2 protein-coding genes are annotated in these 3,984 nt (G+C 33.2%); both read left to right on the top strand.

Going from position 1 to position 3,984, the window contains the following annotated elements; genetic code table 11:
• Nucleotides 1-1,349: 1,349 nt before the first annotated feature.
• On the top strand, nucleotides 1,350-2,282 hold the full coding sequence (locus tag GCQ56_RS20060) for a hypothetical protein (protein WP_152736325.1): 933 nt from the start codon (nucleotides 1,350-1,352) through the stop codon (nucleotides 2,280-2,282).
• 545 nt (nucleotides 2,283-2,827) lie between these two features.
• The gene (locus tag GCQ56_RS20055; RefSeq protein ID WP_152736324.1) at nucleotides 2,828-3,814 is read left to right on the top strand and encodes a YARHG domain-containing protein; all 987 of its coding nucleotides are present in this window, start codon (nucleotides 2,828-2,830) and stop codon (nucleotides 3,812-3,814) included.
• Nucleotides 3,815-3,984 lie beyond the last annotated feature (170 nt).

Here is a 3,984-nt window from a genome sequence, read left to right as displayed (position 1 = left end):
CGAGCCTAACGTTCCTCAAACACGCCAGTTTTTTTAACGCTTCATTCTTTCGATTTTCTTTACGGGATTTTTGTCTGATGCGGGTTGTGGTGGCGTTGGGTTATTTGAGTAAGTTGATTTTGGTTTTCTCTCCTTCTAGGGGAGATCCCGATAGGGAGAGGGGTGTTTTGTAATGATTTATTAAAAATATCCTTTGTCCTCGAGCCGGACGGGCTCTTCATTTTTGGCTTGACCCAAAAACGAAGCATAAAGGTCAAGGCTGCATTAAAAAGATCATGATGCCGAATGGAGAGGTTCTAATGTATTTCTGGAAGTTAGTGATAAGATAAAATATTTATGATATTAAAACCTTTTTGAATTGTAGGCGTATTATGAATCAGTATAAAATTAAAAATGTTATTTAGTTGTCTTGTATTGTTCTGGTTGATAGATTGTATAGTTATTAGAAAACTCTTAATTAGAATGATGATGTTGATTTGGATTGCATTTTTAGATAATTTTTAAGTGAAGTGGGTAGCGAGAGTGAAAGGGAAGTATTGTGATGGGAGAGGGTGAGCTTAGAATGAATTCTAAAAGGATTGGAATGAATAGAAGACGCTTTGAACATTTGATTTTTTGAAATTGAATAGATAATCAAAAACATTACTAAACTTTATTTCGACTACTACTATGAGACTGACTGAAAATTACCATCCGCAAAAATCTGTGCTGTTGACACTACAGCATGTACTAGCAATTTATTTATCGATTGTGATATTGAATCTATCATGTATTGGCAGCTTAATGAAAATATGCATTCTGTGAAGATTTAGAATTGTGATTCTACAAAATTGTATAGTCTGCCGATAAAAAGAATGACTCTGATTTTAAAAAGTATGCTTCTGATTCTAAAAAGAACGCTTCTGATTTTAAAAAGAATGACTCTGATGAAAAAAAAATGCTTCCGATTTTAAAAAGAACGCTTCTGATTGTAAAAAGTATGCTTCTGATTGTAAAAAGTATGCTTCTGATTAAAAAAAGATGACTCTGATTAAAAAAAGATGACTCTGATTTTAAAAAAAATACTTCTGATTGTAAAAAGAATGCTGCGGATTGAAAAAGGATGAATGGAAAAATGAAATGAACGATGATATGTGAAGTACTATTGATTTGTTACTGAATGGGCAGATGCTTATCAGGTGAGATGGCTTTTAAAGGCTGTCGTGCTTTAGTTCTCTATTTGTGATTGCAAATTGTGTTGTTGTAAAGAATTAGGATTTATCAGAATTTGCAAAGCAATATGGATTGCTTGTTGAAAGAGAAGTAATCGTTGATAATTTTGTGATTTTTTGTTATCAAAACATTAAAAGATGAATAATAAACAAAAGGCTCAATTGAATCAAGGGAAGGAATTAAATAAATTGAATAGCGATTACCCTGTATTGGCTGAAGATGCCAATTATATGGCAATTGTGACTCCAATGCTGACCTTGTATTCGGAAGTTTCTGATTTGGCTCCGCAACAAGAGGAGAGTTCGAAACAGGAAACGGAGCAAAAACAGATTTCAAAAGTTAGTCTTGAAGAGAATTGTTTAAGAATAACTGACCTAATGGTTAGTTATGGATACCTGAAGGAGTTTGCTCCTTTTAAAACTATTGCGAATTGTTCTAAGAGCTGCCTGGCTGGCTTTTCTGCCATCGATTTAATTATTCATTCGCAGTACTTGCGAAATTTAATTGATGAACATCAGCAAGAGAGTACTGATGCTGGTGTATCGCCAGAGTTGAAACAAAATTTGGTTGATAGTACTGCTGATTTTCAATCGAAGCAGAATGATCCAAAAGATTTTATTTCTCAGCATAAGGCAATTACCAATCAAATTGATGTGAAATTGGAGAGATTTCAGGAATTGCTTGATTTTTCGTTGAATCGTTACATGAGGAGTAAGTATGAAAAGGCGAATCCGGAATTGTACAATGCCTATAGGGTAGCTGTTGATCTTGATTTATCGAAAGGCAAGGTGCACGCGCTAAAAGGTGTATTTACAGATTCTGTTACGGGAGAGCCCGTAAAATCGGTTTTGATATCGATAGATGGAGGAAAGGCTGTAATGCATGCCAAACAAAGTGGGAAGTATTTTATACCGAGTTTAAATTCGGGTGAACACGAATTTACGTTTAGTCGCAAGCCTTATCAAACAGTTGTACGAAATATACTTACTTATCCGGATAAGTGTATTGAGATGAATATAGAGTTTACACCTATTGAGATTGAGGAGGCTGTTTTAGATCCTGATGATTAATGAGGATGCTTTGTTGATATTTCGATATTAGCAGGCAGTTTTACAGTATTTGCCCAAATGGAATTCAAATCGGTGATTAGGGGTCGTCAATATTTATTTGACGACCTTTTTTTAGTTTTAATGGGAATAGCTTATTTATATATTATAATATGTATTGTTTGGTTTAATCAATTTGTTAACTTTAACAAAGGTTTAATGATAAGCAGTTGATGTTGTAAATGTCTTTGCTTGAGGAGTGCTGGAGTTGGTGTAATGTGCTGATTGTGCACATTATAAATAATAGAAAGAGTATGGTGTTCGAAAGACATGCATGTTTGCCTATTATTTTGATCTGATTTGATTAAGAATTAGTAAGATTTGCATTTATGTTATTAATAAAGAAAATTATTAATTCTCTTGATGAACTCTGGAATTCGTCATCAACTTATCAGCTTACACAGCCATATCGGATGTGTAAACTGATAAATTGAGTGAATAAAAGAAAAATAAACACAACTTTATTAAGCTAACAAACAAGTTGGGTACCATTTAGAACAAAAACTCAGATGAAACAATTACTCCTGATATTATCACTATTAATAACAATTAGTTCGTTTGGACAAAAAGAAAAACTGATAGACACATGGACAAATGGATATCAGAAATATTCATCCTATCAATATAATGACAGTATAATCGTTTTTAATGGGAGCGACTGTCATGAAGCAGGCTACCATTTTTCAGTGAAGATTATTGATAGTAATGTCTATGAAATCGTTGGTGGTCATCCTGAAGGTTATCCTAGTCCAATTGTAGGGAATACGAATGATTTAGTGTCATATAGAATCCTTAATAATATCGGAGTTCTCGAAATTAAAGATAAAGATGGCAACTTATCAGGAGTACTCAGGACATTTCCTGAACCCAATACACTTGAAGAACTTATTTTAAAGAACAAAATAAACTTCGAATTATGTGGCAAATATATTGATGAGAACAAGAATATTTACATTTTCCACCCTAATGAAAATAGAGCAATAGGGTTCTTCCCAACAGAATTTTATTCATTCGAACTTGAATTCAATTACCCAATTCAGGTAATAACTTTTTCTGAAGATCAATCCATCTATTATGAAACTACTACAGACGGATTAGACATCTTTAATGCAACCCTCGACAAATATAATGCCTGGCAAAAAGCTGAGAAAATATTAACATTAAAACAAATAAAATGGTTGCATCCATCAAATGAAGATAATATCAAAGGAAGATACCCATTTGCTTCTTCTACCATTCTAACCAGTCCCATTCTAGGTTACTTCAACTTAAAAGAGTTGAAAATAATGAGAAATGAAATATTTGCCAGACATGGTTATATCTTTCAAACACAAGCGATGAAAAAACACTTTGAATTACAAGATTGGTATGAAGGGAAGTTTAATGACGTCACAGAGGATCTAAGTGACTTGGAGAAACTGAATATCACACTAATTCGGTTGATGGAAAAGAAGAAAACGGTACCCAACAAAAGTAACCGTTGCGCATCCACATAAAATTAGATGAATAGAATATAAAAGTCTTAAAAGTATGTCTCTTGGCAAGCTTTTAAGGCTTTGTTTTTTGCTTTCAGTTCTTGAAAAAGTAAAATTATTGAGGTCTTAAAATGGATCTACAGCTTTAGAAGGAAAATGCCTTGGATTTGAACATAAAGGCAATGGAATTT

Origin of the sequence: Marinifilum sp. N1E240, assembly GCF_009295825.1 — a bacterium.
Taxonomy (GTDB): Bacteria; Bacteroidota; Bacteroidia; order Bacteroidales; family Marinifilaceae; genus Marinifilum_A; species Marinifilum_A sediminis.
Note: the sequence above shows the minus strand (reverse complement) of the source record. Positions and strands in the feature narration are given on the sequence as shown.

Coding starts and splice junctions, on each gene's coding strand:
- GCQ56_RS20055 (WP_152736324.1), top strand. CDS start 2,828: ATGAAACAATTACTCCTGATATTATCACTATTAATAACAATTAGTTCG.
- GCQ56_RS20060 (WP_152736325.1), top strand. CDS start 1,350: ATGAATAATAAACAAAAGGCTCAATTGAATCAAGGGAAGGAATTAAAT.